The following is a 24,655-nucleotide window of genomic DNA, read 5'->3' as shown; positions in this document are numbered from 1 at the left end:
GGGACGGCGCCCCCCGGGGGCGGGCCCTACGACCAGACCCGCCGGACAGCCCCTACGCCAGCACCTCCGCGAAACGCCGAGCCGTCTCTCCCAGCAGAGCCACCCCGTCCCCCGCCCACAACTCCTCGTTGAACAGCTCCACCTCGATCGGGCCCGTATAGCCCGCCGACTCGACGAGCGAGCGCCACCGCGCGAAGTCGACCGACCCGTCCCCCAGCTGGCCGCGCCCGTGCAGCACTCCCGCCGGCAACGGCGTGATCCAGTCCGCCAGTTGGAAGGCGTGGATGCGGCCGGAGGCGCCGGCCCGGGCCACGGCCGCAGGCGCCTGGTCGTCCCACCACACGTGGTACGTGTCCACCACCACCCCCACCTCCGACGCGGGAAAGCGCGAGGCCAGCGCCAGCGCCTGGTCCAGGGTGGACACCACGCAGCGGTCCGAGGCGAACATCGGATGCAGCGGCTCGATCGCCAGGCGCACGCCCCGCGCGGCGGCGTACGGCCCCAGTGACGCCAGCGCCTCGGCCACCCGCTCCCGCGCGCCCGCGAGGTCCTTCGACCCGGCCGGAAGCCCGCCCGAGACCAGCACCAACGTATCCGTGCCCAGGGCCGCCGCCTCGTCGACCGCCGCCCGGTTGTCGGCCAGCGCCGCCGCCCGTTCGGCCGGATCGATCGCCGTGAGGAAGCCGCCGCGACACAGCGAGGTCACCTCAAGTCCCGCCCCCCGCACCAGCTTTGCCGCCGCATCGAGCCCGTACGAGGTGACCGGCTCGCGCCACAGGCCGACCCCGCGCACCCCGAGCCGTACGCACGCGTCCACCAGCTCCGGCAGGGAGAGCTGCTTCACCGTCATCTGGTTGATGCTGAAACGCGAGGAGATCACTGAGGAGGTCGCTGAGGAGGTCACTGAGGTACTCCGTATACGTTCAGAAGAGACTTCATCCGCGTCTCGGCCAGCCCCGGATCCGGGAACAGGCCGAGCCCGTCGGCCAGTTCGTACGCCCGGGCCAGATGCGTCAGCGACCGCGCCGACTGCAACCCGCCGACCATCGTGAAGTGCGACTGGTGTCCCGCCAGCCATGCCAGGAGGACAACTCCCGTCTTGTAGAAGCGGGTTGGCGGTTGGAACAGGTGGCGGGACAGTTCGACGGTGGGGTCGAGGAGGGCGCGGAAGCCGTCGGCATCACCCTTGTCCAGTACGCGTACCGCCTCCGCCGCCAGCGGGCCCAGCGGGTCGAAGATGCCCAACAGGGCGTGGCTGAAGCCCAGTTGGTCGCCCGCGATCAGCTCGGGGTAGTGGAAGTCGTCACCCGTGTAGCACCGGACGCCGTCCGGAAGGCGGCGCCTCAGCTCCACCTCGCGGCGGGCGTCGAGGAGGGACACCTTGATGCCGTCGACCTTGCCGGGGTGGGCGGCGATGACCTCCAGGAAGGTCTCCGTCGCCGCGTCCAGATCGGCCGAGCCCCAGTAGCCGTCGAGCGCCGGGTCGAACATCGGGCCCAGCCAGTGGAGGATCACCGGCGAGGAAGCCTGGCGCAGGAGGCCGGCATAGAGGGAGAGGTAGTCCTCGGGTCCTCGTGCCGCCGCCGCGAGTGCCCTCGACGCCATCAGGACCGGCTGCGCCCCCGCCTTCTCGACGACCCCGAGCTGCTCCTCGTACGCCGCCCTCACCTCGGCCAGGTTGCCCGGGCCGAGCTGGTCCGTGCCGACCCCGCACGCGATGCGGCCGCCGACTGCCTTGGCCTCGGCGGCACTTCGGGTGATCAGCTCCGCTGCGGCCGGCCAGTCCAGGCCCATGCCGCGCTGGGCCGTGTCCATCGCCTCCGCGACGCCGAGGCCGTGCGACCAGAGGTGGCGGCGGAAGGCGAGCGTGGCGTCCCAGTCGATCGCGGCGGGGGAGTCCGGCGAGGTGTCCGCGTACGGATCGGCCACGACATGCGCGGCCGAGAAGACCGTACGGGAGGTGGGAGGCGAGCCCGGGGAGAGCGACAGCGGGGTCGCGCGGGGCTCGTACCGCCTCGTCGTACCGTCGGGGCGCGGCAGCAGGAGGCTCACAGCGCGATCTCCGGCACGTCGAGGCGGCGGCCCTCCGCGGAGGAGCGCAGGCCGAGCTCGGCGAGCTGGACGCCGCGCGCTCCGGCGAGCAGGTCCCAGTGGTACGGCTCGTCGAGCGCGACATGCCGCAGGAACAGCTCCCACTGCGCCTTGAACCCGTTGTCGAACGTGTCGTTGTCCGGCACCTCCTGCCACTGTTCGCGGAAGGACTCGGTGACCGGCAGGTCCGGGTTCCAGACCGGCTTCGGGGTCGAACTGCGATGCTGGACACGGCAGTCGCGCAGGCCGGCGACCGCCGAGCCCTCGGTGCCGTCGACCTGGAACTCGACGAGTTCGTCACGGTGGACGCGTACCGCCCAGGAGGAGTTGATCTGCGCGACCGCGCCGCCCTCCAGCTGGAAGATCCCGTACGCGGCGTCGTCGGCGGTCGCCGCGTACGGCTTGCCGTGTTCGTCCCACCGCTGCCGAACGTGGGTGGCGGTGTGCGCGGTCACGGAGGTGACCCGGCCGAACAGCTCGTGCAGGACGTACTCCCAGTGCGGGAACATGTCCATGACGATGCCGCCGCCGTCCTCCCGGCGGTAGTTCCACGACGGGCGCTGGGCGGACTGCCAGTCGCCCTCGAAGACCCAGTAGCCGAACTCGCCCCGCACGGACAGGATCCGGCCGAAGAATCCGCCGTCGATCAGGCGCTTCAGCTTCCGCAGGCCCGGCAGGAAGAGCTTGTCCTGGACGACGCCGTGCTTGACGCCCGCGGCGCGTGCGCGCCGGGCGAGGTCGAGCGCGCCGGCCAGTCCGGTCGCGGTGGGCTTCTCGGTGTAGACGTGCTTCCCGGCCGCGATGGCCTTGCCGATCGCCTGCTCGCGGGCGGACGTCACCTGGGCGTCGAAGTAGATGTCGACGGTGGGGTCGGCGAGGACCGCGTCGAGGTCGGTCGACCACTCGGTGAGCCCGTGCTGGTCGGCCATCGCCTTGAGTACGTGCTCGCGGCGGCCGACCAGGACCGGCTCGGGCCACAGCGCGGTGCCGTCGCCGAGGTCGAGGCCGCCCTGCTCGCGCAGGGCGAGGAGGGAGCGTACGAGGTGCTGGCGGTAGCCCATGCGTCCGGTGACGCCGTTCATGGCGATCCGCACGAGCCTGCGTTCCGTCATGTGATCCCTCCTGAGACGTACGATAGTAAGCGCTTTCTACAGGGCGGGACGCTAGCCTGCGCACAGCGCCTCGGACAAGGGGCCGAAAGCTTGAGAGCCCGGGTCTGATCCGGACGGGATCCACCCACAGGCTCACAACGGCGTGATCATGGCCCGACCGTTTCGGAGGCAGAGATGACAGCGACCCTGGCGGACGTGGCGGCCCGGGCCCAGGTGTCCCCGGCGACGGTCTCGCGCGTCCTGAACGGCAACTACCCGGTGGCCGCGGCCACTCGGGAGCGGGTGCTGCGCGCGGTCGACGAGCTGGACTACGTCCTGAACGGGCCCGCGAGTTCGCTCGCCGCGGCCACCTCGGACCTGGTCGGCATCCTGGTCAATGACATCGCCGACCCGTTCTTCGGCATCATGGCGGGCGCGGCCCAGGCCGCGATCGGCGAGGAGCGGGGGGCTCGCGAGAAGCTCTCCGTCATCTGCAACACCGGCGGCTCACCGGAACGCGAACTCACCTATCTGACGCTGCTCCAGCGCCAGCGCGCGGCCGCCGTCATCGTGACCGGCGGCGCTCTTGAGGACCCGGAGCACGTGGCGGCCGTCGGCGCGAAGCTGGCGCGGCTCGCGGACGCGGGCACCCGCATCGTGCTGTGCGGCCGGCCGCCGCTGCCCGGCGACAGCGTCACCGCGACCCTCGCCTTCGACAACCGGGGCGGCGGCAGGCAGGTGGCGGACCACCTCATCGGCCTCGGCCACCGCAGGATCGGTTACATCGCCGGGCCCGCGGAACGCACCACGACCCGGCACCGCCTGGAGGGCCACCGGTCCGTCCTGGAGGCGGCCGGGCTCCGCCTGGACCACCTCGTGGTCCACGGCTCGTACGACCGCCGTTCCGGCTACGACGCGACGCTTGAACTCCTGCGCAGGGAACCGGAGTTGACGGCCGTGGTGGCCGCGAACGACACGGTCGCGCTGGGTGCGTGCGCGGCCCTGCGCGACCGGGGCCTCTCGGTCCCCGGCGACGTCTCGGTGGCGGGCTTCGTGGACCTCCCCTTCAGCGCGGACGCGGTCCCGGCGCTGACGACGGTACGGCTGCCGCTGTCCGATGCGGGCGCGAGGGCGGGCCGCCTGGCCCTGGGCATGGAACCGGCTCCGCCCGGGGGGATCGCCACGGTGCACGGCGAGTTGATGGTCCGGGGGTCCACGGGGGCGGTGCGGCGCTGAGAGTCTGCGCCTGAACTGAGAGCCTGTGTCTGAATTCGGGACGAACCGCGGCCCCCGGTGTGCCCCGGTGTGCCTCGCCCCTTGATGGGCCGATCGGACGTACGCGGGAGCATGCGCGGCGGCGACGAGGGAAGTGATGCCGGGACCGGGACACGATCGGAGGCAGTCATGGCAGGTTTTCTCGACCGGGCCAAGGAGCAGGCCCAGAGCGCCCTGAACCAGGGCAAGCAGAAGGTGGACGAGGTCCAGCAGCAGCGCGCGGGCAACGATCTGCTGAAGCGGCTGGGCGCCGCGTACTACGCCGAGCGGCGCGGCAGCGGGACCCCGGACGCCACACAGCAGGCCCTCTCCGCCCTGGAGGCCCACATCGCAACTCACGGGGACGGCTTCCTGCGCGGAGTCTGAGCCTCCAGCGTGGCGGGGCTTCGGCACGTCGGCGGCCCGCGAAAATTACCGCCCGCAGTCGTACAACCCTGTGGGGGTGACGGAGGTCTAAGGGGCGTCGGTGCTTCAGGGGAGGGATCCGGGGGGATTTCGGGAAGCGCCGACGGGGAGGGAAAACAAGGGGCCCGGTCGACGGACCGGGCCCCCTTGAATTCACCCGCCGGCAAAGCCGGCCGCCCGCAGTCAAGTCGCCGCGTGCATGCCGCGCACATGCCGCAAGGGGCCTGCCGCATGCCGCAAAGGGACCCCGCACGTCAAGGGCCCGGCCTGGACTCCCGTTGTGCGCAGCCGTGTTGTCCGCATTGTCAGTGCGGGGCGGTAGCGTCGGGGCATGTCGAGTCTCACGGGTATGGCGGTGGTGGAGGGGGTCCTTGAGCGGATCACGTACGCCAATGAGGAGAGCGGATACACCGTCGCGCGCGTCGACACCGGGCGGGGCGGCAACGATCTCCTCACCGTGGTCGGCTCGCTGCTCGGCGCGCAGCCCGGGGAGTCGCTGAGGATGGAGGGCCGCTGGGGGTCGCACCCCCAGTACGGCAAGCAGTTCACCGTCGAGAACTACACGACCGTCCTGCCCGCCACCATCCAGGGCATTCGCCGCTACCTCGGCTCGGGCCTGATCAAGGGCATCGGCCCGGTCTTCGCCGACCGCATCACCCAGCACTTCGGCGCCGACACCCTCGACATCATCGAGCAGTCGCCCGGGCGCCTGATCGAGGTCCCCGGCCTCGGCCCCAAGCGGACCAAGAAGATCGCGGCCGCCTGGGAGGAGCAGAAGGCCATCAAGGAGGTCATGGTCTTTCTGCAAGGGGTCGGCGTCTCCACTTCCATCGCCGTCCGCATCTACAAGAAGTACGGGGACGCCTCGATCTCCGTCGTCAAGAACCAGCCCTACCGGCTCGCCGCCGACGTCTGGGGCATCGGGTTCCTCACCGCCGACCGGATCGCCCAGGCCGTCGGCATCCCGCACGACAGCCCGGAGCGCGTGAAGGCGGGCCTGCAGTACGCGCTGTCCCAGTCCACCGACCAGGGCCACTGCTTCCTCCCCGAGGAGCGCCTGATCGCCGACTCGGTGAAGCTGCTCCAGGTCGACACCGGCCTTGTCATCGAGTGCCTGGCCGAGCTCATCGCCGAAGAGGGCGCCGTGAAGGAGAAGGTGCCCGGGCCCGACGGGGGCGAGCCCGTCGCCGCCGTCTACCTCGTGCCCTTCCACCGCGCAGAGCTGTCCCTGGCCGCCCAGGTCGGCCGGCTGCTGCGGACCGGAGAGGACCGGATGCCCGGGTTCGCCGGGGTCGACTGGGACAAGGCGCTCGGCTGGCTCGCCGGGCGCACCGGGGCCGAGCTGGCGCCAGAGCAGCAGGAGGCCGTCAAACTGGCCCTGACCAGCAAGGTCGCGGTGCTCACCGGCGGCCCGGGCTGTGGCAAGTCCTTCACGGTCCGCTCGGTCGTGGAGCTCGCCCGCGCCAAGAAGGCCAAGGTCGTGCTCGCCGCGCCCACCGGCCGCGCGGCCAAGCGCCTGGCCGAGCTGACCGGCGCCGAGGCCTCCACCGTGCACCGCCTGCTCGAACTGAAACCGGGCGGGGACGCGGCGTACGACAAGGACCGGCCCCTTGACGCGGACCTCGTCGTCGTCGACGAGGCCTCCATGCTCGACCTGCTGCTCGCCAACAAACTCGTCAAGGCGGTGGCACCCGGCGCCCACCTGCTGATGGTGGGTGACGTCGATCAGCTGCCCTCGGTCGGCGCCGGGGAGGTGCTGCGCGACCTCCTCGCCGAGGGCGGGCCCGTGCCGAGCGTGCGGCTGACCCGGATCTTCCGGCAGGCCCAGCAGTCCGGTGTCGTCACCAACGCCCACCGCATCAACTCCGGTACGCAGCCCATCACTTCGGGCCTCGACGACTTCTTCCTCTTCGTGGAGGACGAGACGGAGGACGCGGGCCGCCTCACCGTCGACGTCGCCGCCCGGCGCATCCCGGCGAAGTTCGGGCTCGACCCGCGCCGCGACATCCAGGTGCTCGCCCCGATGCACCGCGGTCCGGCCGGCGCCGGCACCCTCAACGGCCTGCTCCAGCAGGCGATCACGCCCGGCCGCCCGGACCTCCCGGAGAAAAGGTTCGGTGGAAGGGTGTTCCGCGTCGGCGACAAGGTCACCCAGATTCGCAACAATTACGAGAAGGGCAAGAACGGCGTCTTCAACGGCACCGTCGGCGTGGTCACCTCGCTCGACGCGGACGAGCAGCGCCTGACGGTCCTGACGGACGAGGACGAGGAGGTGCCGTACGACTTCGACGAGCTGGACGAGCTGGCCCACGCCTACGCCGTGACGATCCACCGCTCCCAGGGCAGCGAGTACCCGGCCGTCGTCATCCCGGTCACCACCGGCGCCTGGATGATGCTCCAGCGCAATCTGCTCTACACGGCGGTGACCCGCGCCAAGAAGCTCGTCGTCCTGGTGGGGTCCCGCAAGGCGATCGGCCAGGCGGTGCGTACCGTTTCCGCAGGCAGACGCTTTACCGCACTCGCTCACCGGCTGTCAGGGGGCACTTTGGTGTGAAAGATCACCCAGGGCTTTCGTAACTGGGGCGAAGGGGGCAGGATGAGCAGGTTGAGCGGCACTGAGTGCCGTGAATAAGCCCAATGGGCGACCCCGAGTGCACTCTGCTGAGCCAAATGGGGGATGGTAGAGACAGTCAGGGCACCTCGAAGAAGAGGCACTACGTCGGTGAGGGATGACGTGAGCGAGAACGCGAACAACGCTGTAGTACTGCGGTTCGGCGATGGCGAGTACACCTACCCGGTGATCGACAGCACCGTCGGCGACAAGGGCTTCGACATCGGGAAGCTCCGAGCCCAGACCGGACTGGTCACCCTCGACAGCGGATACGGCAACACGGCCGCCTATAAATCCGCCATTACCTACCTGGACGGTGAGCAGGGCATCCTGCGCTACCGCGGGTACCCCATCGAGCAGCTGGCGGAGCGCTCGACCTTCGTCGAGGTCGCATACCTGCTGATCAACGGCGAGCTTCCGACCGTCGACCAGCTCTCCACCTTCAAGAGCGAGATCACCGGGCACACGCTGCTGCACGAGGACGTCAAGCGGTTCTTCGACGGCTTCCCGCGTGACGCCCACCCGATGGCGATGCTGTCCTCGGTGGTCTCGGCGCTGTCCACGTTCTACCAGGACAGCCACAACCCGTTCGACGAGACGCAGCGCAACCTTTCCACGATCCGGCTGCTGGCCAAGCTGCCGACGATCGCGGCGTACGCGTACAAGAAGTCGATCGGTCACCCCTTCGTCTACCCGCGCAACGACCTCGGCTACGTCGAGAACTTCCTGCGCATGACGTTCTCGGTGCCGGCCCAGGAGTACGAGCTGGACCCGGTCGTCGTCTCGGCGCTCGACAAGCTGCTCATCCTGCACGCGGACCACGAGCAGAACTGCTCGACCTCCACGGTGCGTCTGGTCGGCTCCTCGCAGGCCAACATGTTCGCGTCGATCTCGGCCGGCATCTCGGCGCTGTGGGGCCCCCTGCACGGCGGCGCCAACCAGTCCGTCCTGGAGATGCTGGAAGGCATCCAGGCCAACGGCGGCGACGTGGACTCCTTCATCCGCAAGGTGAAGAACAAGGAGGACGGCGTCCGCCTGATGGGCTTCGGCCACCGGGTGTACAAGTCCTTCGACCCGCGCGCCAAGATCATCAAGGCTGCCGCGCACGACGTCCTGTCGGCTCTCGGCAAGTCCGACGAGCTGCTCGACATCGCGCTGAAGCTGGAAGAGCACGCGCTGAGCGACGACTACTTCGTCTCGCGCAACCTGTACCCGAACGTGGACTTCTACACAGGTCTGATCTACCGCGCCATGGGCTTCCCGACCGAGATGTTCACGGTCCTGTTCGCCCTCGGCCGTCTGCCGGGCTGGATCGCCCAGTGGCACGAGATGATCAAGGAGCCCGGCTCCCGCATCGGCCGCCCGCGCCAGATCTACACGGGCGAGGTTCTTCGGGACTTCGTGCCCGTCGAGGGCCGCTGAGCCGGATTGCTGGGGGTCCGGGGGCTATCCCCGGGCCGGCACAGCACGGGCGAGGTTCTTCGGGACTTCGTGCCCGTCGAGGGCCGCTGAGTCCTCGATGACGTACCAGTGACCCGTCGGTCACAGCCGAACTCCCGGTAACACGCGGCCGGTTCGGCGCCAGAAGTCGGAAAGCGCCCCGCTGCCAATCCCCCCACGGGTTGGCAGTCGGGGCGCTTCCCTGTTTCCCGGTGCGGATTCCCCCCACGGGATCCGAGCCGGGGGTCTAGGCGGTCTGCCGGGGTACGTACCTGTCGGGTGGGCCGCTCAAAGCTTCCCGACGTACGTGCCCCGGCCAACGCGTTGCCTGGAACGTCCCCCAAGACATTCCATGGACGTCCCCCAAGACGTCCGTGGCATCGCCCACTTAGACTCCCGACCCCTCCCGATGGTTACCTCAAAACCTCTGTGATCTAGATCTCTTTGTGGAGGTCAGGTGAAGGAACGCAACCGTAGGCTGTTGGTTACCACGAACACCGACGAGAACGCCATAGCCGCACCCGCGATCATCGGATTCAGCAGGCCCGCGGCGGCCAGGGGGACCGCGGCCACGTTGTAGCCGAATGCCCAGAAAAGGTTGCCTTTGATCGTGGCCAGGGTCCGGCGGGACAATCGGATCGCATCGGCGGCAACCCGCAGGTCACCCCGTACGAGGGTGAGATCGCCGGCCTCGATGGCGGCGTCGGTGCCGGTGCCCATGGCGAGACCCAGATCGGCGACGGCCAGAGCGGCCGCGTCGTTGACGCCGTCCCCCACCATGGCGACCGTACGGCCCTGCGCCTGAAGGTGCTTGACGACGGCGGCCTTGTCCTCGGGGAGGACCTCCGCGTACACGTCGGCCGCCTCGATCCCCACCTCCGCGGCCACGGTCGCGGCGACGCTCCGGTTGTCACCGGTGAGCAGGACCGGCGTGAGCCCCAGCGCCCGCAGCCGGGCGACAGCTTCGGCGCTGGTCGCCTTCACGGTGTCCGACACGGCGAGGACGCCCCGGGCGACCCCGTCCCAGGCGACGGTGACGGCGGTACGTCCCTGGGCCTCGGCGGCGCTCCTGGCCGCGGCGAGTTCGGGCGGCAGCTCCAGAGCGCTGTCCCGGCCCACGTACACGCGGTGGCCCTCGACGACGCCCTCCACGCCCCGGCCGGGCAGCGAGCGGAAGCCCTCGGCGAGCGGCAGTACCCCGGCCCGGTCCTCGGCGCCGGCCGCGATCGCGCGGGCGATCGGATGCTCCGAGGCGTGCTCAAGGGCACCGGCCAGGCGCAGGAGTTGCTTCTCGTCGGTGCCCTCGGCGGGGTGGACCTCGTACAGGCTCATGCGGCCGGTGGTCACCGTGCCCGTCTTGTCGAGGACGACGGTGTCGACGTGGCGGGTCGACTCCAGGACCTCCGGGCCCTTGATCAGGATGCCGAGCTGGGCGCCGCGTCCGGTGCCGACCATCAGGGCGGTCGGGGTGGCGAGGCCCAGGGCGCAGGGGCAGGCGATGATCAGTACGGCGACGGCCGCGGTGAAGGCGGCGGTGGCGTCCCCGGTGACCAGGAGCCAGGTGGCCAGGGTGGCCAGCGTGATCACGAGCACGACCGGCACGAAGACGCCCGCGATGCGGTCGGCGAGGCGCTGCACGGCCGCCTTGCCGTTCTGGGCGTCCTCCACCAGGCGGGCCATGCGGGCGAGCTGGGTGTCCGCGCCGACGCGGGTCGCCTCGACGACGAGCCTGCCCCCGGCGTTCACGGTCGCGCCGGTGACCGGGTCGCCCACGCCCACGTCCAACGGCACGGACTCGCCGGTCAGCATCGACGCGTCGACCGCAGACGCGCCATCGACGACCGTGCCGTCCGTGGCGACCTTCTCGCCGGGCCGTACGACGAAGCGGTCCCCGGTACGCAACTGGCTTACTGGGATGCGCACTTCGGCCCCCTCCCGCAGTACGGCGACGTCCTTGGCGCCCAGCTCCATCAGAGCGCGCAGAGCGGCACCGGACTTCCGTTTGGCGCGGGCCTCCAGATAGCGGCCGAGCAGAATGAACGTGACGACACCGGCGGCGACTTCGAGGTAGATCGTCCCGGAGCCGTCCCCACGGTTGGTGGTGAAGGTGAAGTCGTGCCGCATGCCGGGCATGCCCGCGGTGCCGAAGAACAGCGCCCACAGCGACCAGCCGAACGCGGCGAGCGTGCCGGTCGACACCAGGGTGTCCATGGTGGCGGCGCCGTGCTTCAGGTTGGTCCACGCGGCCCGGTGGAAGGGGAGGCCGCCCCAGATGACGGCGGGGGCGGCGAGGGCGAGGGAGAGCCATTGCCAGTTGTCGAACTGGAGCGTCGGGATCATCGCCAGCGCGACGACGGGCGCGGTAAGAACGGCCGTGACAGTTAGGCGCCGCCTCATCGCAGCCAGCCCCCGCGCTGCGTGCTCGCTCTGACCCTGCGGGGGGCCGCTCGCCGCCGACGGCTGCGGGCCGGGGCTCCCCAGGGTGCTGGGGCTCTGCCCCAGACCCCGTGGGCCCCTCCCCGCCCCTTCCCGAGACCCGCCGGGGGTGAGGTGTGAGTGAGGCGGTCGTCCTGGGGCTCCGCCCCAGACCCCGTTCGCGCCTGAACGGCGCTCGTCCTCAAGCGCCGGACGGGCTGGGGTTGCCGTGACCGGCGCTGAATCGGGGGAGGCGGACTCTTCCACCCCCTCACGCTGTGGGCAGTCGTTCCGCAAGGCGATTGGGGTCTCCCCTGGTCGAGCGAAGTCGAGACCTTGGGGAAGGGTGGGCACAGCGGACCACCGGCCCGCAGACGTATCTGCGTCGGGGTCCGGGGCGGAGCCCCGGGGTTGCAGGGGCTCGGCGGAGTAGCCCGTCTTCACCACCGTCGCCACGAGGTCGCCCACCCCCACCCCCTCGCCGAAGGCGACCCGCGCCTTCTCGGTGGCGTAATTGACCGTGGCGGAAACCCCCACCATCCGGTTCAGCTTCTTCTCCACGCGGGCCGCGCACGACGCGCAGGTCATCCCGCCGATGGCGAGTTCGACCACGTGATCCGGGGTGGGGCTGTGCACGATGGGGCTCCAGAAAGCGGGCCGGGCCGCACGGTGCCGGCGGGGAGCCGGCCGGGTGCGGCCCGACGGGATGTGCGGAGGGGATGCCCTCCGGTCAGGCGCGGCCGACCAGTTCGTAGCCCGCCTCGTCGACGGCCGCACGGACCGCCTCCTCGTCGAGCGGCGCCGCCGAGATCACGGTGACCTCGCCGGTGGCGGCGACGGCCTTCACCGAGCTGACGCCCTCGATCTCGGAGATCTCGCCGGACACCGCACCCTCGCAGTGACCGCAGGTCATGCCGGAGACCTTGTAGACGGCGGTGACGGCGCCCACCTGGACGTCGGCCGCCCCGCCACCCTGGCAGCCTCCGGCGGGCGAGCAGCAGGAACCGGTCGCGGCGGGGGTCTCGATCTCGGCGGTCATCGCGTTCTCCTCTTCACGGGCGTACGGATCCATGGTGCATCAAGGGGCCCGGGAAAAGCCGAGGCGCCCTCACGCACCACAGGTTATACCCCCTGGGGGTATTAAGCGAACCTTCTCGGACGCGGTTTGGGCGATTCGGGGTGGTAACGACGCAACCGCCCGCCTCGGTGCGCCCTGGTTACTCCACGCGGCGGCCCCTGTTGCCGGGGCGCCGGGCGACCCACGCCCGGATCGTGTCCGCGAACCAGTAGGGCTTGCCGTTCTCCACCAGGTCCGGCGCCGGCAGGAGCCCGTGCTTGCGGTACGAGCGCACCGTGTCCGGCTGCACGCGGATGTGCGCGGCGATTTCTTTGTAGGACCAGAGCCTTCGGTCGGTCATGGGGGGCACCTCCCTGCGTACGCCGCAGCGGCGGCCGGAAGGCCGTCGGGGGAGCTGCGACGTGAACGCGCTTGGCGATCACTCAGCCTGTGCTCGTTGAACGACGGAGAGTGAGGCCAGGGGGGCTCCTGTCGGCCGGCTGTGACGCAAGACCCGCGAAATCGAGACATGTGTGACGGGAGCCGCATGCTTGTAACGCATGCGATGAACAAGGGTGGTTGGGGCAAATGGGCGAGGAGGCTCTGGGGGGGGATCAATCGCACGGTGGCTACTTGTACAGGGGCGGGCGCTCCGGTAGCTCCACCTCGACCCGCTCGCCCGACTGCTGCGCCCGCACTCCCGCCTCGCAGACCAGCGCCGCCGCATAGCCGTCCCAGGCGCTCGCGCCCTCGGTGCGGCCCTGCCTCGTCGCGTCCACCCAGGCCTGCACCTCCCGGTCGTACGCCTCGGCGAAGCGGACCGTGAAGTCCTGCGGGATGTCGCGGCCCGCCCGGCCCGCCGCCCGCGTGACGAGCCCGCCGCTCTCGCCGATCGAGGCGGTTCCGCGCTCGCACACCGCCTCGCAGCGCACCTCGTATCCGAAACCGCAGTTCACGAAGATCTCGACGTCCACGACCGCGCCGCCGGACGTCTCGAAGAGGACCAGTTGCGGATCGCCGAGGCCTTGAGGCGCGTACGAGGAGGGGCGCGGGCGCAGGACCTGTACGGCGGTGATCTCCTGGCCGAGCAGCCAGCGGGTGGCGTCCACCTCGTGCACCACCGAGTCGCGGATCAGCATCTCGGTGGTGAAGAAGGAGGGGGACGCCGCGTTGCGGTGGCGGCAGTGCAGCATCAGCGGCCGCCCCAACTCACCCTGTTCCAGGGTGAGTTGGAGCTTCTGGTACTCGGTGTCGTACCGGCGCATGAAGCCCACCGTGGCCAGGCGGTGGCCGAGGCGCTGTTCGGCCTCCAGGATGCGCAGGGTGCCGGCCGGGTCGGGGGTCAGCGGCTTCTCGCACAGGACCGGCAGGCCGCGCGCGAAGGCTTCGAGCAGGGCCGCCTCGTGGGCCGGGCCCGAGGAGGCGATGAGGACGGCGTCCACGCCGGGGGCCGCCATCGCGGCCGCCGGGTCGGTGTGGACGGAGCACCCCTCGATGCCCGCGGCCACCGCGCCCGCGCGCTCCACGTCCAGGTCGGCGACGGCGGCCACGCGGGCGCCGCCGATGACGGAGTCGATCCGGCGCACATGGTCGGCGCCCATCCGACCGGTGCCGATGACGGCGATGCCCAGGGTCATGTCAGGCCCCGCAGGAGCGGAGGAACGCACGGGTGCGCTCGGCGATCGGCAGGGGCTTGTCCGGATCGCACGGGTACATGTCCTGCTCGACGATCGCGAACAGGTCGACGTCCAGGTCCTGGGCCGCCGCGAGGACCGGTTCGAGCGCGGGCACGCCGTGCGGCGGCTCGCACATCACGCCCTGCGCGACGGCGGGCCCGAACGGCGTTCCCGCGGCGCGGACTTGGGCCAGTACCTCCGGATCGACCTGCTTGAGGTGGAGGTAGCCGATCCGCTCCCCGTACGTCTCGATCAGCTTGACGCTGTCGCCGCCGCAGTACGCGTAGTGCCCGGTGTCCAGGCACAGCGACACCAGGCCGGAGTCCGTGGCGTGCAGGAAGCGGGCCACGTTCTCCTCGCTGTCGATGTGGGTGTCGGCGTGCGGGTGCACGACGACGCGCAGGCCGTAGCGGTCCCGCACCTCGCGGGCCAGGCGCTCGGTCTGACCGGCGAGATCGCGCCACTGCTCGGCGGTCAGGGTGCTGTCCTCCAGGACCTCGCCCGTCTTGTCGTCGCGCCAGAACGACGGGATGACCACGAGGTGCCCGGCGCCGGTCGCCTGCGCGAGCGCGGCCACGTCGGAGACGTGCGCCCAGGTCTTCTCCCACACCGCGGGGCCGTGGTGCAGCCCCGTGAACACCGTCCCGGCCGAGACCCGCAGATCGCGTACGGCGGTCTCCTCGGCGAGGCGCGCCGGGTCCGTGGGGAGATAGCCGTACGGTCCGAGTTCGATCCACCGGTAGCCCGCGCTCGCGACCTCGTCGAGGAAGCGCTGCCAGGGGACTTGGCGAGGGTCGTCGGGGAACCAGACGCCCCAGGAGTCGGGGGCCGAACCGATCCGGATGCGGGTCTTCGCCGTCGTCATGGGGGCAAGCCTTCCGGGGGCGCGGGAGGAGTGTCAAGGCCACGTCCGAATGTAAGGACAAAAGATTGACAGGGGTGGGAGCGGGCGGCTAGACCTGGGGTCACCGGCGATCCGGCGACCTGGCGATCCGGCGACCTGGTGGATCCGGCAGGCCCGGTGCCTCCGGAGATCCGCCAGACCCGGCGACCCGGCGATCGGGCGATCGGGCGATCCGAGGGGACGTGCATGGACGAGGCTCCGTACGGCACCGAGCACGGCAGTGGGCACGCCCCTGCGTACGACCTGATCACCATGGGGCGGATCGGCGTCGACCTCTACCCGTTGCAGACCGGGGTGTCGCTGGCGAAGGTCAGCTCGTTCGGGAAGTTTCTCGGCGGCTCGCCCTCCAACGTGGCGGTCGCCGCGGCCCGGCTCGGCCGCCGTACCGCCGTCGTCACCCGCACCGGGCGCGACCCCTTCGGCGAGTATCTCCGTACGGAACTGGGCGAGTTCGGGGTCGACGCGCGCTGGGCCACGCCCGTGGACGGGCTGCCCACCCCGGTCACGTTCTGCGAGGTGTTCCCGCCGGACGACTTCCCGCTGTACTTCTACCGGCTGCCCAAGGCGCCCGATCTGGAGTTGCGGGAGGGGGAGTTGGACCTTGCGGCGATCCGGGCGGCGCGGATCTTCTGGGTCACCGGGACCGGCTTGTGCGCCGAACCGAGCCGGAGCGCGACGCTGGCCGCGTTGGGGGTGCGGGGCGATTCTTTCCCCACCCCGCCCCTTCCCGAGACCCTCCGGGGGAGTGTGTCGGGTGCGGGCCGGTGGTCGCCGGGGCCCGCGGCGGAGCCGCTGATGAGCACGGCGCCCCCGGACCCCCGCTCCTCAAACTCCCCCAAGGACTTCGTCCAGGGGGGACCCCCAGGGGCTGATGGTTTGTCATCCGCCGGAGGGGCTCAAGTGGCGTCCCGCCGGGCCACCGTCTTCGATCTCGACTGGCGGCCCATGTTCTGGGCCGATCCCGCGGAGGCCCGGGGCCACTATCGTGCCGCCCTCGCCCTCGCCACCGTCGCCGTGGGCAACATCGACGAGTGCGAGGTCGCCACCGGCGAACGTGAACCCCGGGCCGCCGCCGAGGCGCTCCTCGCCGCGGGGGTCGAGTTGGCCGTCGTCAAGCAGGGCCCCAAGGGCGTGCTCGCCGTGCACCGGGACGGCGCCGTCGCCGAGGTCCCGCCCGTGCCGGTCGACGTGGTCAACGGGCTCGGCGCGGGCGACGCGTTCGGCGGGGCGCTCTGCCACGGGCTGCTCGCCGGGTGGCCCCTCGAACGCGTCATGCGGTACGCCAACGCCGCCGGGGCCATCGTCGCCTCCCGGCTCGCCTGCTCCTCCGCCATGCCGTACCCCGCCGAGGTCGACCGCGTCCTGGAAGGCGGCCGGGTGTGAGCGCCGACCTCGGCCCCGCCGGCCTCGCGCGGCTCCGGGCCCGCCACCCCGAAGCCGTCGCCGAGGCCGCCGCCCGCCGGGTGCGCAGACCCCTGCTCCGCGGCGATCGCGGGCGGCTCATGGTGATCGCCGCCGACCATCCGGCCCGGGGTGCCCTCGGCGTCGGCACGAACCGGCTCGCCATGGCCGACCGGGGCGACCTGCTCGACCGGCTCCGGCTCGCCCTGTCGCGGCCCGGCGTCGACGGTGTGCTCGCCAGCGCCGACGTCCTGGAGGACCTCCTGCTGCTCGGCGCCCTGGAGGACAAGGTCGTCATCGGCTCCATGAACCGCGGCGGCCTCGCCGGAGCCGCCTTCGAACTCGACGACCGCTTCACCGGCCACCGCGCCCAGGACCTCGACCGGCTCGGCTTCGACGCGGGCAAGCTGCTGCTCAGGATCGACTACGACGACGCCGGTTCGCTCGACACCCTGAACGCGTCGGCCCGGGCCATCGACGAGATGGCCGAGCGTCAACTCCCCGTATTCGTCGAGCCGTTCATCTGCCACCGCAGCGACGGCCGGATCCGCAACGACCTGTCCGCCGAGGCCGTCACCCGGTCGATCGCCATCGCCTCTGGCCTGGCCGGCACCTCCGCCTACACCTGGCTGAAGGTGCCCGTCACGGAGAACCCGGACGACATGGCCGAGGTCATGGCCACCAGCACGCTGCCCGCGGTGCTGCTCGGCGGTGACATAGGGGACGACCAGGACGCCGCCTTCGAGAAGTGGCGCGGGGCGCTGCGGCTGCCCACCGTCCAGGGCCTGGTCGCCGGGCGCTCGCTGCTCTATCCGGCCGACGGCGATGTGGCGGCGGCCGTCGACACCGCCGTCGGACTGCTGTAGGGGGTAGGAGTTCAGGCATGGATCACCAAGGACTGCTCGTACGAGCGGGGGAGACCGCGCAGGGTGCGTACGCGCTCGATATCGGCCCGGAGCGGGCCGGGTGGGGCTACTCGTCCCTGCGCGTGCTCACCTTGCCGCCCGGCGGCTCGCACCTGCTGGCCGCCGGGGACAGCGAGTGGCTCGTGGTGCCGCTCAGCGGCGGCTGCGCGGTGCGCACCGACAACCAGGCCCTCCAACTGGACGGCCGCAAGGGCGTGTTCGACGGCGCCACCGACTTCGCCTACGTGCCGCGTGACGCGCACGCCCAGATCACCTCCGGCGCGGGAGGCCGTTTCGCCCTGGCAGGAGCGCGGTGCGAGCGAAGACTCCCCGCTCGCCGCGGCCCCGCGCCGGAGGTACCCGTCGAAGCGCGAGGCTCCGGGAACTGTTCCCGTACCGTGCGCAACTTCGCCTCGGCGGACGCCTTCGCCTGCGACCGGCTGATCGCCGTGGAGGTGATCACGCCCGGCGGGAACTGGTCCTCGTACCCGCCGCACAAGCACGACGAGCATCTGCCGGGCAGGGAGAGCGAGTTGGAGGAGATCTACTACTTCGAGTTCGAGCGCCCCGGCGGCTACGGCTACCAGCGGATCTCGCCGTCCCGCGCCGGCGGCGCCGACCTCCTCGCTGAGGTGCGCGCCGGCGACGCGGTGCTCGTGCCGGACGGCTGGCACGGGCCGTCCATCGCCCAGCCCGGCAACGCCATGTACTACCTGAACGTGATGGCGGGCCCGGGACAGGAACGGGAGTGGAAGATCTCCTTCCACCCCGACCACGTGGAGGGATACCAGTGACCGGTACGACGCGCCGCCTCACCACCGCCCAGGCGCTGATCGCCTTCCTGGCCCGCCAGTACACGGCTCGCGACGGCGTCAACCACCGTCTGATCGCGGCCACTTGGGGCATCTTCGGACACGGCAACGTCGCCGGGATCGGGCAGGCGCTCCTCGAATCCGGGCCGGACGCCATGCCCTTCCACCAGGGCCGCAACGAGCAGGCGATGGTGCACGCCGCCGTCGGATACGCCCGCCAGTCCGGCCGGCTCTCCGCCCATGCGGTGACCACCTCCATCGGGCCCGGCGCCACCAACCTGGTCACGGGCGCGGCCCTCGCCACCATCAACCACCTCCCGGTGCTGCTCCTGCCCGGCGACACCTTCGCCGGGCGCCCCGCCGACCCGGTCCTTCAACAGCTCGAAGTCCCTTACGCGGGCGACGTGTCGGTCAACGACTGCCTGCGCCCCGTCTCCCGCTACTTCGACCGCATCGCCCGCCCCGAGGCGCTGATCCCGGCCGCCCTGAACGCGATGAGCGTCCTCACCGACCCCGCGAACACGGGCGCGGTCACCCTCGCGCTGCCCCAGGACGTCCAGGCGGAGGCGTACGACTGGCCGGAGGAGTTCTTCCGCGAGCGGGTGTGGTCGGTCCGGGCTCCCGCCGTCGATCCGGATGAAGTGGCTGGTGCGGTACGGGAGTTGAGGCAGGCCCTGCGGCCGCTGATCGTCGTGGGCGGCGGGGTGCGGCACGCCCGGGCCCAGGACGTGCTCGGCGCGTTCGCCGAGGACAGCGGCATCCCGGTTGCGAGCACCCAGGCCGGGAAGGGCGCGCTGCCCCACGACCACCCCCGCGATGTCGGCGGCATCGGCCACACCGGTACGGCCGCCGCCGACGAACTGGCCCGCACCGCCGATGTGGTGCTCGGCGTCGGCACCCGCTGGAGCGACTTCACGACCGCCTCCGCCACGCTTTTCCAGAACCCGGACGTCCGCTTCATCAACCTCAACGTCCGCCCCGCCGACGCGCTCAAGATGGGCGGCCGCCAACTGGTCGGCGACGCCCGCACGGGCCTCGCCGCGCTGCACGAGGCGCTCAAGGGCCACCGCGTACCGGCCGCGTACGAGGCCGAGTGCACGCGGCTGAAGGCGGAGTGGGAGGAGCGGGTGAGCGCCGCCTACACGCCAGCGTCCGACGAGGCCCGCCCCACCCAGGCCCAAGTCCTCGGCGTACTCGACACGTTGGTCGACGGGGACGACATCCTGATCAACGCGGCCGGCTCGCTCCCCGGCGACCTGCACAAGCTGTGGCGGACCCGCTCGCGCGACCAGTACCACGTCGAATACGGCTACTCCTGCATGGGCTACGAGATCCCCGCGGCCGTCGGAGTCGCCCTCGCGGCACCCGGGCGGCCGGTCTGGGCGCTGGTCGGCGACGGTACGTATCTGATGAATCCGACCGAAATCGTCACCGCCGTGCAGGAGAACATCCCCATCAAGGTGGTGATCCTCCAGAACCATGGGTACGCCTCGATCGGCGGGCTCTCGGACGCGGTGGGAGGTGAGCGGTTCGGCACGGAGTACCGGTTCCGCGCGCCGGACGGGACGTACGGCGGCGATCCGCTGCCGGTCGACCTGGCGGCCAACGCGGCCTCGCTCGGGATGCGCGTACTTCGCGCCAAAACCGTGCGTGACCTGCGAGAAACCCTCGCCGAAGCGCGTAGGACCGACGTTCCCACATGTGTCTACGTGGAGACCGAAACGCCCGACACAGTGTCGGGCCCGCCCCCGGCCCAGGCGTGGTGGGATGTGCCCGTGGCCGAGACCGCGACCCGTACGTCGGCGGTCACGGCCCGCGAGGAGTACGAACGGCACGTCACCGCCCGACGCCGCCATCTGTGAAGGAGCACTTGGACATGACGAAGACCGTCCACCACTGGATCGGTGGCAAGACTGTCGAGGGCACCTCGGGCAGCTTCGGCCCGGTGACCGACCCGGCGACCGGCGCGGTCACCACGCAGGTCGCCTTCGCGTCGGTGGAGGAGGTGGACCGGGCCGTCGCCACCGCCAAGGCGGCGTACGCGACCTGGGGTACTTCCTCGCTGGCCCAGCGCACCACCGTCCTGTTCAAGTTCCGGGCGCTGCTCGACGCGAACCGGGACGCGATCGCCGAGCTGATCACCGCCGAGCACGGCAAGGTGCACTCGGACGCACTCGGCGAGGTCGCCCGCGGCCTGGAGATCGTGGACCTGGCCTGCGGGATCACCACCCAGCTCAAGGGCGAACTGTCCACCCAGGTCTCCAGCCGGGTGGACGTGGCCTCCATCCGCCAGCCGCTCGGCGTCGTCGCGGGCATCACGCCGTTCAACTTCCCGGCGATGGTGCCGATGTGGATGTTCCCGCTCGCCATCGCGTGCGGCAACACCTTCGTCCTGAAGCCCTCGGAGAAGGACCCGTCGGCGTCGATGAAGATCGCTGAACTGCTCGCCGAGGCGGGCCTGCCCGACGGCGTCTTCAACGTCCTGCACGGCGACAAGGTGGCCGTCGACGCACTGCTCGCCCACCCGGACGTGGCCGCCGTCTCCTTCGTCGGCTCGACGCCGATCGCCCGCTACATCCACACCACCGCCTCCGCGAACGGCAAGCGGGTGCAGGCGCTCGGCGGCGCCAAGAACCACATGCTGGTCCTGCCGGACGCCGACCTGGACGCGGCGGCCGACGCCGCCGTCTCGGCCGCGTACGGCTCGGCGGGCGAGCGCTGCATGGCGATCTCCGCGGTCGTCGCCGTCGGCGCGATCGGCGACGAGCTGGTGGAGAAGATCCGCGAGCGCGCCGAGAAGATCAAGATCGGCCCCGGCGACGACCCGTCCTCCGAGATGGGCCCGCTGATCACCGCGGCCCACCGCGACAAGGTCGCCTCGTACGTCGCGGGCGCGGCCGCCCAGGGCTGCGAGGTCGTCCTCGACGGCACGGGCTACACGGTCGAGGGCTTCGAGGACGGCCACTGGATCGGCCTGTCCCTCCTGGACCACGTCCCGACCTCGGCGGACGCCTACCGCGACGAGATCTTCGGCCCGGTCTTGTGCGTGCTGCGCGCCGAGACGTACGAGGAGGGCCTGGCGCTGATCAACGCCTCCCCCTTCGGCAACGGCACCGCGATCTTCACCCGGGACGGCGGCGCGGCCCGCCGCTTCCAGCTGGAGGTCGAGGCCGGCATGGTCGGCGTGAACGTGCCGATCCCGGTGCCGGTGGGCTACCACTCCTTCGGCGGCTGGAAGGACTCCCTCTTCGGCGACCACCACATCTACGGCAACGACGGCACGCACTTCTACACCCGGGGCAAGGTAGTCACGACCCGCTGGCCGGACCCGGCCGACGGCCCGTCGGGCGTGGACCTGGGGTTCCCGCGGAACCACTGATCGCCTGATCCGCTCCACGGCCGCCGTCCGCCCCCTGAGAGGGGTGCGGGCGGCGGCCGTCGCCGTGCCGGCCGATCGAGCGGCTCAGAGCGTACGTACGCGTCGTACGCGTCCGTACCGCGGAAAGTTGCCGACGAACTTCGGCGGGTGCGCTGCGGTTCCCGTACCGGGCGAACTTCATGTCTTGACACGTCCTTAACGCCGAAAACCGGCGTACAACCGGGCCAGATCTTCGGATTCCGCAGGTAACCCGCTATTGACCTGCGGTTCTCCGAAGGATTCCATGACGTCCACCCGGGAGCCGAGCGAACCACTTCACCACCCCGCCTCTGGAGGCGATACCGCTCCCGCGCTTCGGAACCGCACCAGTCGATCGGAACCGCACGATGACGGAAACGCTCAGCGCCCCCCAGGCGCTCGCCCCCGCGACCGGCCCCACCCCGCAGAAGCTCAAGCGTTCCATCGGCGTCGTGGGCGGCACCCTCCTCACGCTGTCCTGCGTGACGCCCGCCTCCACCCTGTTCGTCGTCGTGCCCGACCTCTTCGCCACGCTCGGCACGTACACCGCCCTCACCATCGCGATCGGCTCGCTGCTCTGCATCGGCGTCGCCTTCTGCTACTCGGAGCTGGGCACCCTCATCCCCAGCGCGGGCGGCGAGTACGCCATGGTGTCGACGATGGCGGGGCGGCTCGCGGGCTGGCTGGTGTTCGTCCTCTCGCTGCTCGTCGTGATGATCGTGCCGCCCGTCATCGCGATGGGCACCGCCGACTACCTCGCGCCGGTCGTGCACATACCGGCGCCGCTCGCCGGCGCCGGCGTCATGCTGCTCGCCACCCTGGCCGGCCTGCTCGACCTGCGCGCCAACGCCTGGATCACCGGAATCTTCCTCGTACTCGAAGTCGTCGCGGCCGGTGTCGTAGCCGTACTCGGCTTCGCCCACAGCGAGCGCGGCGCCTCGGCTCTCGTGCACGGCTCGGTCGCGACCGACAGCGGTGCGCCTTCTACGGTCACCGCCATGATGGTGATCTCCGGACTCGCCATCGCCCTCTTCATCACCCAGGGCTTCTCGACCGCCGTGTACCTGTCGGAGGAACTGGAGCACCCGCGGCGCAACGTCGCCCGCACCGTGCTCGCCACCCTCGCCATCTCAACCGCCGTGATCCTGGTGCCCGTTGTGGCCATCACGCTGGGCGCCCCCGACCTCGCCGCCCTCACCAGCGGCAACCTCAGCGACATGGTCAGCGCCTGGTCGAACTCCGCGGTCGGCACCTTCGTCAGCCTCTGCGTCGCCCTCGCCATCATCAACGCGGGCATCGTCATGGTCATCCAGAACTCCCGCGTCCTGTTCGCCTCCGCCCGCGACAAGGCCTGGCCCGAGCCCGTCAACCGGGGCCTGTCGCGGCTCGGCCGGTTCGGCTCCCCGTGGGTGGCCACCCTCCTCGTCGGCGTTCCCGGCGCAGGCCTGTGCTTCGTCAAGCTCGACACCCTCTACGGCGTCACCGGCGTCTCCGTCACCGCCATGTACCTCCTGGTCGCCGTCGCCGCCCTGCTCTGCCGGCGCGGCTCGCACAAGGACGTCCCGGCCTGGCGGATGCCGCTGTGGCCCGCGGTGCCGGTCCTCCTCATCGCCGTACTCGCCTACATCCTGACCCAGCAGGACACCCAGTACCTGCTGTGGACCGGCGGCATCACCGCCGCCGCCACCCTGTACTGGGCGCTCTACCTGCGGCCGCGCCGCGAGACCCGCTGGCTCGTCAGCATCCCCGAGGACGCGCAGGCCTGAGGCGGCTCCCAGGGGGTGTCCGGCGGGTTGTCACCGGGGTCGCCTAGGGTGGCGCCATGACTCTTGAGCATGCGACGTACTGCGACGAACTCGTCCGTCAGACCGCCGAGTTGAGGTCCCACCTGGCCGGCGCGGACCTCTCCGCGAAGGTGCCGACCTGCCCCGACTGGACCCTGCGCGAGCTCGTCGTGCACGTGGGCGGAGCACACCGCTGGGTCCACCACCTCGTGAGCACCAAGGCCATGGAGCCGGTCAAGCCGGAGGAGGTGGCCGGCCGCGGCGGGCCCGGGAGCGACGACGCGGCCGCCCTCGACGCCTGGCTGGCCGAGGGCGCCGAACTCTGCGCCGCGGCGCTGCGGGACGCCGGGCCCGATATGAAGATCTGGTCCTGGGCGGGGGAGACGACCACCTCGTTCTGGTCGCGCCGGATGGCCCACGAGACCGTCGTGCACCGCGCGGACGCGGCCGGCGCGGTGGGCGCGGCGTACACCCTGCCCGCCGACGTGGCGGCCGACGCCATCGACGAATGGCTCGGCATCGTCGACTTCGCCCGGGCGTTCGAGAGCTCCGAGACCCCGCTCGGCGAGCCCGGCCAATCCCTGCACCTGCACGCGACGGACGTTCCGGGCGCCGAATGGCTCATCGAGATCGGCGAGGAGGGCTTCACCTGGCGCCGCGCCCACGACAAGGCGACGGTCGCGGTGCGCGGCCCCCTCGCCGACGTACTGCGCGTCTTCTACCGCCGCCTGCCCACCGACACCCCGACCGTCGAGATACTCGGCGACGCGGGCGTGCTCGACCGCTGGCTCAGCACGGCGACGTTCGGCTGAGCCGACCCGTCAACCGGCCTGGGGCCCCGGGCCGGTCAGGTGAAGGGCCACGTCAGCATCGCGAAGGGGCCGTCGTCCTTCGCGCCCGCCGCGCGGTACGTGGCAAGGGCCGGGTCGTTGTCGGTGTCCACGCCCACCCACATGTCGTAACAGCCGCGGTCCCGCGCGACGGCGGCCAGCGCGTCGACCAGGGCACGCCCGATGCCGCGGCGGCGGTGCGGCTCGGCCACCGCCAGCTCGTACAGGCACATCTCACTGCCCTTGTCCGGGTGCAGCATCTCGATGCCGGACACGAAGCCCACGGGCTCGCCGCCGGCGTACGCGATGAGCATCAGGTGCCCCGGCGCGGCGAGGAACCGGGCCGCCCACTCTGCGCGGGCGGGGCCGTCGTACAGGTGCTGTGCGGCGGCCAGCTCGGCCGTGGTGGTGGCGCGGCGGATCTCGTACGGACTCTCCATGGCGGGCGCTCCCTTCGAGTACGGCGTGTCCATGGCGGCCCCGCGCTGCCCGTGGGGCGTGTGCCGGGCGGCCCGCCCTTCCTGTGCGGCGTGTCCATGGCGGGCTCGGCATTCTCCCGCG

General features: G+C 71.3%; 19 protein-coding genes and 1 pseudogene. 11 read left to right on the top strand and 9 right to left on the bottom strand.

The window, feature by feature from the left end; genetic code table 11:
* Positions 1-52: 52 nt before the first annotated feature.
* From ACWC2B_RS03335 to ACWC2B_RS03325, 3 genes are read right to left on the bottom strand one after another with little or no spacing between them, the layout of a single operon-like run.
* Positions 53-850, bottom strand: a complete 798-nt coding sequence (locus ACWC2B_RS03335) for a sugar phosphate isomerase/epimerase family protein (RefSeq protein ID WP_450714885.1) — start codon at positions 848-850, stop codon at positions 53-55.
* A gap of 50 nt (positions 851-900) precedes the next feature.
* Entirely contained in the window at positions 901-2,052 is a 1,152-nt protein-coding gene (locus ACWC2B_RS03330; RefSeq protein WP_450714728.1) for a dihydrodipicolinate synthase family protein, read from the bottom strand.
* Positions 2,049-3,203, bottom strand: coding sequence for a Gfo/Idh/MocA family protein (locus ACWC2B_RS03325; RefSeq protein WP_450714727.1), 1,155 nt, complete (start codon positions 3,201-3,203; stop codon positions 2,049-2,051). The genes ACWC2B_RS03330 and ACWC2B_RS03325 overlap by 4 nt, the downstream gene beginning before the upstream one ends.
* A 174-nt stretch (positions 3,204-3,377) precedes the next feature.
* On the opposite strand from ACWC2B_RS03325, the gene ACWC2B_RS03320 reads away from it, so the two are divergent.
* The 4 genes from ACWC2B_RS03320 to ACWC2B_RS03305 all read left to right on the top strand — a co-directional run bounded on the left by ACWC2B_RS03320 (position 3,378) and on the right by ACWC2B_RS03305 (position 8,895).
* Entirely contained in the window at positions 3,378-4,418 is a 1,041-nt protein-coding gene (locus ACWC2B_RS03320; RefSeq protein ID WP_450714726.1) for a LacI family DNA-binding transcriptional regulator, read from the top strand.
* Positions 4,419-4,586: 168 nt separating this feature from the next.
* A complete protein-coding gene (locus ACWC2B_RS03315) occupies positions 4,587-4,823 on the top strand; it encodes a hypothetical protein (RefSeq protein WP_450714725.1) in 237 nt (78 codons plus the stop codon).
* Between the two features lie 370 nt (positions 4,824-5,193).
* Positions 5,194-7,416, top strand: a complete 2,223-nt coding sequence (recD2, locus tag ACWC2B_RS03310) for an SF1B family DNA helicase RecD2 (RefSeq protein ID WP_450714724.1) — start codon at positions 5,194-5,196, stop codon at positions 7,414-7,416.
* 180 nt (positions 7,417-7,596) lie between these two features.
* Positions 7,597-8,895: a citrate synthase gene (locus tag ACWC2B_RS03305; protein WP_450714723.1), complete on the top strand. Its 1,299-nt coding sequence runs from the start codon at positions 7,597-7,599 to the stop codon at positions 8,893-8,895.
* Between the two features lie 471 nt (positions 8,896-9,366).
* On the opposite strand, the gene ACWC2B_RS03300 is transcribed toward ACWC2B_RS03305, so the two are convergent.
* From ACWC2B_RS03300 to ACWC2B_RS03280, 5 genes are all read right to left on the bottom strand, one after another.
* Positions 9,367-11,889 carry a heavy metal translocating P-type ATPase gene (locus tag ACWC2B_RS03300; protein ID WP_450714884.1) on the bottom strand — a complete coding sequence of 841 codons (2,523 nt, stop codon included), beginning with the start codon at positions 11,887-11,889 and terminating at the stop codon, positions 9,367-9,369.
* A 169-nt stretch (positions 11,890-12,058) separates the two neighbouring features.
* Positions 12,059-12,367 (bottom strand): heavy-metal-associated domain-containing protein, encoded by a 309-nt coding sequence (locus ACWC2B_RS03295; protein WP_450714722.1) that lies wholly within the window; start codon positions 12,365-12,367, stop codon positions 12,059-12,061.
* Between the two features lie 178 nt (positions 12,368-12,545).
* Positions 12,546-12,746 (bottom strand): helix-turn-helix transcriptional regulator, encoded by a 201-nt coding sequence (locus tag ACWC2B_RS03290; RefSeq protein ID WP_450714721.1) that lies wholly within the window; start codon positions 12,744-12,746, stop codon positions 12,546-12,548.
* Between the two features lie 268 nt (positions 12,747-13,014).
* The gene (locus ACWC2B_RS03285; RefSeq protein ID WP_450714720.1) at positions 13,015-14,022 is read right to left on the bottom strand and encodes a Gfo/Idh/MocA family protein; all 1,008 of its coding nucleotides are present in this window, start codon (positions 14,020-14,022) and stop codon (positions 13,015-13,017) included.
* A 1-nt stretch (position 14,023) separates the two neighbouring features.
* Entirely contained in the window at positions 14,024-14,926 is a 903-nt protein-coding gene (locus ACWC2B_RS03280; protein ID WP_450714719.1) for a sugar phosphate isomerase/epimerase family protein, read from the bottom strand.
* A gap of 225 nt (positions 14,927-15,151) precedes the next feature.
* On the opposite strand from ACWC2B_RS03280, the pseudogene ACWC2B_RS03275 reads away from it, so the two are divergent.
* From ACWC2B_RS03275 to ACWC2B_RS03245, 7 genes and pseudogenes are all read left to right on the top strand, one after another.
* Positions 15,152-16,345: pseudogene (locus tag ACWC2B_RS03275) on the top strand (PfkB family carbohydrate kinase); the annotation flags it as partial.
* A complete protein-coding gene (locus ACWC2B_RS03270; protein WP_450714718.1) occupies positions 16,345-17,232 on the top strand; it encodes a Cgl0159 family (beta/alpha)8-fold protein in 888 nt (295 codons plus the stop codon). The pseudogene ACWC2B_RS03275 and the gene ACWC2B_RS03270, both read left to right, overlap by 1 nt.
* A gap of 17 nt (positions 17,233-17,249) precedes the next feature.
* Entirely contained in the window at positions 17,250-18,065 is an 816-nt protein-coding gene (gene iolB / locus ACWC2B_RS03265) for a 5-deoxy-glucuronate isomerase (RefSeq protein ID WP_450714717.1), read from the top strand.
* On the top strand, positions 18,062-19,945 hold the full coding sequence (gene iolD / locus ACWC2B_RS03260) for a 3D-(3,5/4)-trihydroxycyclohexane-1,2-dione acylhydrolase (decyclizing) (RefSeq protein ID WP_450714716.1): 1,884 nt from the start codon (positions 18,062-18,064) through the stop codon (positions 19,943-19,945). The genes iolB and iolD overlap by 4 nt, the downstream gene beginning before the upstream one ends.
* 14 nt (positions 19,946-19,959) lie before the next feature.
* Positions 19,960-21,462 (top strand): CoA-acylating methylmalonate-semialdehyde dehydrogenase, encoded by a 1,503-nt coding sequence (gene mmsA / locus ACWC2B_RS03255; protein WP_450714715.1) that lies wholly within the window; start codon positions 19,960-19,962, stop codon positions 21,460-21,462.
* 386 nt (positions 21,463-21,848) lie between these two features.
* Positions 21,849-23,246, top strand: coding sequence for an APC family permease (locus ACWC2B_RS03250; protein WP_450714714.1), 1,398 nt, complete (start codon positions 21,849-21,851; stop codon positions 23,244-23,246).
* Between the two features lie 56 nt (positions 23,247-23,302).
* Positions 23,303-24,076, top strand: a complete 774-nt coding sequence (locus ACWC2B_RS03245; protein WP_450714713.1) for a maleylpyruvate isomerase family mycothiol-dependent enzyme — start codon at positions 23,303-23,305, stop codon at positions 24,074-24,076.
* 35 nt (positions 24,077-24,111) lie between these two features.
* On the opposite strand, the gene ACWC2B_RS03240 is transcribed toward ACWC2B_RS03245, so the two are convergent.
* Positions 24,112-24,534 carry an N-acetyltransferase family protein gene (locus ACWC2B_RS03240; protein WP_450714712.1) on the bottom strand — a complete coding sequence of 141 codons (423 nt, stop codon included), beginning with the start codon at positions 24,532-24,534 and terminating at the stop codon, positions 24,112-24,114.
* Positions 24,535-24,655: the final 121 nt, after the last annotated feature.

This window comes from Streptomyces sp. NPDC001415 (assembly GCF_053597395.1).
This window is presented reverse-complemented; position numbering and strand designations above follow the sequence as displayed.

Bases quoted from the DNA above. Each gene is read 5' to 3' on its own strand.
- ACWC2B_RS03325 (WP_450714727.1), bottom strand. From the start codon at position 3,203: ATGACGGAACGCAGGCTCGTGCGGATCGCCATGAACGGCGTCACCGGA.
- ACWC2B_RS03320 (WP_450714726.1), top strand. From the start codon at position 3,378: ATGACAGCGACCCTGGCGGACGTGGCGGCCCGGGCCCAGGTGTCCCCG.
- ACWC2B_RS03280 (WP_450714719.1), bottom strand. From the start codon at position 14,926: ATGACGACGGCGAAGACCCGCATCCGGATCGGTTCGGCCCCCGACTCC.
- ACWC2B_RS03315 (WP_450714725.1), top strand. From the start codon at position 4,587: ATGGCAGGTTTTCTCGACCGGGCCAAGGAGCAGGCCCAGAGCGCCCTG.
- mmsA (WP_450714715.1), top strand. From the start codon at position 19,960: ATGACGAAGACCGTCCACCACTGGATCGGTGGCAAGACTGTCGAGGGC.
- recD2 (WP_450714724.1), top strand. From the start codon at position 5,194: ATGTCGAGTCTCACGGGTATGGCGGTGGTGGAGGGGGTCCTTGAGCGG.
- ACWC2B_RS03290 (WP_450714721.1), bottom strand. From the start codon at position 12,746: ATGACCGACCGAAGGCTCTGGTCCTACAAAGAAATCGCCGCGCACATC.
- ACWC2B_RS03250 (WP_450714714.1), top strand. From the start codon at position 21,849: ATGACGGAAACGCTCAGCGCCCCCCAGGCGCTCGCCCCCGCGACCGGC.
- ACWC2B_RS03245 (WP_450714713.1), top strand. From the start codon at position 23,303: ATGACTCTTGAGCATGCGACGTACTGCGACGAACTCGTCCGTCAGACC.
- ACWC2B_RS03295 (WP_450714722.1), bottom strand. From the start codon at position 12,367: ATGACCGCCGAGATCGAGACCCCCGCCGCGACCGGTTCCTGCTGCTCG.
- ACWC2B_RS03285 (WP_450714720.1), bottom strand. From the start codon at position 14,022: ATGACCCTGGGCATCGCCGTCATCGGCACCGGTCGGATGGGCGCCGAC.
- iolB (WP_450714717.1), top strand. From the start codon at position 17,250: ATGGATCACCAAGGACTGCTCGTACGAGCGGGGGAGACCGCGCAGGGT.
- ACWC2B_RS03240 (WP_450714712.1), bottom strand. From the start codon at position 24,534: ATGGAGAGTCCGTACGAGATCCGCCGCGCCACCACCACGGCCGAGCTG.
- ACWC2B_RS03335 (WP_450714885.1), bottom strand. From the start codon at position 850: ATGACGGTGAAGCAGCTCTCCCTGCCGGAGCTGGTGGACGCGTGCGTA.